Source organism: Streptomyces sp. NPDC056161, from assembly GCF_042268025.1.
In the GTDB taxonomy this organism is placed as follows: Bacteria; Actinomycetota; Actinomycetes; order Streptomycetales; family Streptomycetaceae; genus Streptomyces.
This window is the reverse complement of the sequence record NZ_JBHJUV010000137.1, coordinates 1-3,678: the sequence shown is the minus strand read 5'-3', so window position 1 is coordinate 3,678 and position 3,678 is coordinate 1. Positions and strand designations below refer to the sequence as shown.

Here is a 3,678-nt window from a genome sequence, read left to right as displayed (position 1 = left end):
GCCGAGGAGCGGCGGGCTCGTATCGGCATGGCCGTCGTGTTCTGGACCTGGATCACGATCCTGGGCGGCGGGCTGGTCGTCATGCTGGCCATCGCCGGGGCGGGACGCTGACATGCGCCGCCTCATCCGCGACACTGGGCGGAGCGAAAAGCGTGGATGGGGACGAGTAGCGGCGTACGCAGCCCAGAGCGACCCGGGGACGGTGGAAGCCCGGGGGCGAGCGCGACGTGAAGATCACCCCGGAGCCGCCGGAAGAAAGCCGCCAAGAACCCGCAGCGGCGAGTAGAACCGGCATCGCGACCCAATGAGGGGGCCCACCGGCGTGTCCGTCGCACCGGGGGCCAAGGAGGGTGGTACCGCGGGAGCGCGCCGCACAAGGCGTCGACAGGCCAGAAGGCTCTCGTCCCTCCGACGGAAGGCAGCAAGTTCCGTTGGAGGAAGCTCGCAGATGACAGCGCCGACCTACCGCCAGGTACCCGCCCAGGTCGACCTGCCCGTGCTGGAGCACGGGGTGCTCGACTTCTGGCGTGAGCAGAAGATCTTCGCCAAGAGCCTGGAGCAGTCCGAGGGCCGCCCCGAGTGGGTGTTCTACGAAGGCCCGCCCACCGCCAACGGCATGCCCGGCGCGCACCACATCGAGGCCCGCGTCTTCAAGGACGTCTTCCCGCGCTTCCGCACCATGCGCGGCTACCACGTGGGCCGCAAGGCGGGCTGGGACTGCCACGGCCTCCCGGTGGAGCTGGCGGTCGAGAAGGAGCTGGGCTTCTCCGGCAAGCAGGACATCGAGGCGTACGGCATCGCCGAGTTCAACGCCAAGTGCCGCGAGTCCGTGCTGCGGCACACCGACGCCTTCTCCGACCTGACGACCCGCATGGGTTACTGGGTCGACCTGGACGACGCCTACGTCACGATGGACCCCGAGTACATCGAATCGGTCTGGTGGTCGCTGAAGGAGATCTTCGGCAAGGGGCTGCTGGTCCAGGACCACCGCGTCGCCCCCTGGTGCCCGCGGTGCGGCACGGGTCTGTCGGACCACGAGCTGGCCCAGGGCTACGAGACGGTCGTCGACCCGTCCGTCTACGTCCGCTTCCCCCTCACCTCCGGCCCCCTCGCGGGCGAGGCCGCGCTCCTGGTGTGGACCACCACCCCCTGGACGCTGGTCTCCAACACGGCGGTCGCCGCGCACCCCGAGGTCACCTACGTCGTCGCGACCGACGGCGAGGAGCAGCTGGTCGTCGCCGAGCCGCTGCTCGCCCAGGCGCTCGGCGAGGGCTGGCGGGCCACGGGCCGGACCTTCACCGGCGCCGAGATGGAGCACTGGACCTACAGCCGCCCGTTCGAGCTGGTGGAGTTCTCCGAGTTCGCACAGCCCGCCCACTACGTGGTGAACGCCGAGTACGTGACGACCGAGGACGGTACGGGCCTGGTGCACCAGGCCCCCGCCTTCGGTGAGGACGACCTGAGGGTGAGCCGCGCCTACGGCCTGCCGGTGGTGAACCCGGTCCGCCCGGACGGCACCTTCGAGGAGGACGTCCCGCTGGTCGGCGGCGTCTTCTTCAAGAAGGCCGACGAAACGCTCACCGAGGACCTGCGCGCGCGGGGTCTCCTCTTCCGCCACCTGCCCTACGAGCACAGCTATCCGCACTGCTGGCGCTGCCACACCGCGCTGCTCTACTACGCGCAGCCGTCCTGGTACATCCGCACCACGGCGGTCAAGGACCGGCTCCTGGAGGAGAACGAGAAGACCAACTGGTTCCCGGACACGGTCAAGCACGGCCGGTACGGCGACTGGCTGAACAACAACATCGACTGGGCGCTGTCCCGCAACCGCTACTGGGGGACCCCGCTGCCCATCTGGCGCTGCGCGGACGGCCACCTCACCTGTGTCGGCTCCCGGGCCGAACTCACCGAGCTGACCGGTACCGACCAGTCGGGCCTCGATCCGCATCGCCCGTTCATCGACGAGGTCACCTTCGCCTGCCCCGAGTGCGGCGAGCAGGCCACGCGCGTGCCCGAGGTCATCGACGCCTGGTACGACTCGGGCTCGATGCCGTTCGCGCAGTGGGGTTATCCGTACAAGAACAAGGAGCTGTTCGAGAGCCGGTACCCGGCGCAGTTCATCTCCGAGGCGATCGACCAGACCCGTGGCTGGTTCTACACGCTGATGGCGATCGGCACGCTGGTCTTCGACAAGTCGTCGTACGAGAACGTGGTCTGCCTCGGCCACATCCTCGCCGAGGACGGCCGCAAGATGTCCAAGCACCTGGGCAACATCCTCCAGCCGATCCCGCTCATGGACCGGCACGGCGCCGACGCGGTGCGCTGGTTCATGGCGGCCGGCGGTTCACCGTGGGCGGCCCGCCGCGTGGGGCACGGCACCATCCAGGAGGTCGTCCGCAAGACGCTCCTCACCTACTGGAACACGGTCGCCTTCCAGGCCCTGTACGCGCGCACGTCCGACTGGGCGCCGTCCGCCGCCGACCCGGCCCCGGCCGACCGCCCGGTGCTGGACCGCTGGCTGCTCTCCGAACTGCACGCGCTCACCGACCAGGTGACCCAGTCCCTGGAGGCGTACGACACCCAGCGGGCCGGCAAGCTGCTGTCCGCGTTCGTCGACGACCTCTCGAACTGGTACGTCCGCCGCTCGCGCCGCCGCTTCTGGCAGGGCGACAAGGCCGCGCTGCGCACCCTGCACGAGGTCGTCGAGACGGTGACGAAGCTGATGGCGCCGCTGACCCCGTTCATCACGGAGCGGGTCTGGCAGGACCTGATCGTGCCGGTCACCCCGGACGCGCCCGAGTCGGTGCACCTGGCGTCCTGGCCCGAGGCGGAGCTGTCCGCGATCGCCCCGGAGCTGTCGAAGCAGATGGTCCTGGTCCGCCGGCTGGTGGAGCTGGGCCGCGCCACGCGCGCGGAGTCGGGCGTCAAGACCCGGCAGCCGTTGTCCCGGGCGCTGGTCGCGGTGGTGGGTTTCGATTCGCTCGACCCCGAGCTGCACGCGCAGATCACCGACGAGCTGAACGTCAGCTCCCTGGCCTCGCTCTCCGAGGTCGGCGGTTCCCTCGTCGACACGACGGCGAAGGCGAACTTCCGCGCGCTGGGCAAGCGGTTCGGCAAGCGCGTCCAGGACGTGGCCAAGGCCGTCGCGAACGCCGACGCGGCGGCGCTGTCCCTGGCCCTGCGCGAGGGTACGGCGTCCGTGGAGGTCGACGGCGAGACGGTCGCCCTGGCCCCGGACGAGGTGATCATCACGGAGACGCCGCGCGAAGGCTGGTCGGTGGCCTCGGACTCGGGCGCGACCGTGGCGCTCGACCTGGAGATCACGGAGGAGCTGCGCCAGGCGGGTCTCGCCCGTGACGCGATCCGGCTGATCCAGGAGGCCCGCAAGAACAGCGGCCTCGACGTGGCCGACCGGATCGCACTGCGCTGGACCTCGACCGACCCCGCCGTCATCGCGGCGCTGTCCGAGCATGCCGGCCTGATCGCCGACGAGGTCCTGGCCACGGACTTCGGCCAGGGCGAGGCGGACGACTCCTACGGTGAGCCGTTCACCGACGAGGGACTGTCGCTGGCCTTCCGCCTGCGCAAGGCATAGCGCGTACCGGTCCCCGGGCTCGGTTCCGGGGATGTCCGGACTCGACACGGCGAGGGCCCGGTTCCCTGACGGGAGCCGGGCCC

At 70.4% G+C, this 3,678-nt stretch carries 1 protein-coding gene; it reads left to right on the top strand.

Features of this window, described 5'->3' with window-relative positions; all coding sequences use genetic code 11:
- Window positions 1-448: 448 nt before the first annotated feature.
- Entirely contained in the window at window positions 449-3,595 is a 3,147-nt protein-coding gene (ileS, locus tag ACFC09_RS45880) for an isoleucine--tRNA ligase (RefSeq protein ID WP_376539142.1), read from the top strand.
- The last annotated feature ends 83 nt before the right edge of the window (window positions 3,596-3,678 follow it).

Excerpts from the sequence above, each read along its gene's own strand:
- ileS (WP_376539142.1), top strand. The coding sequence starts at position 449 with ATGACAGCGCCGACCTACCGCCAGGTACCCGCCCAGGTCGACCTGCCC.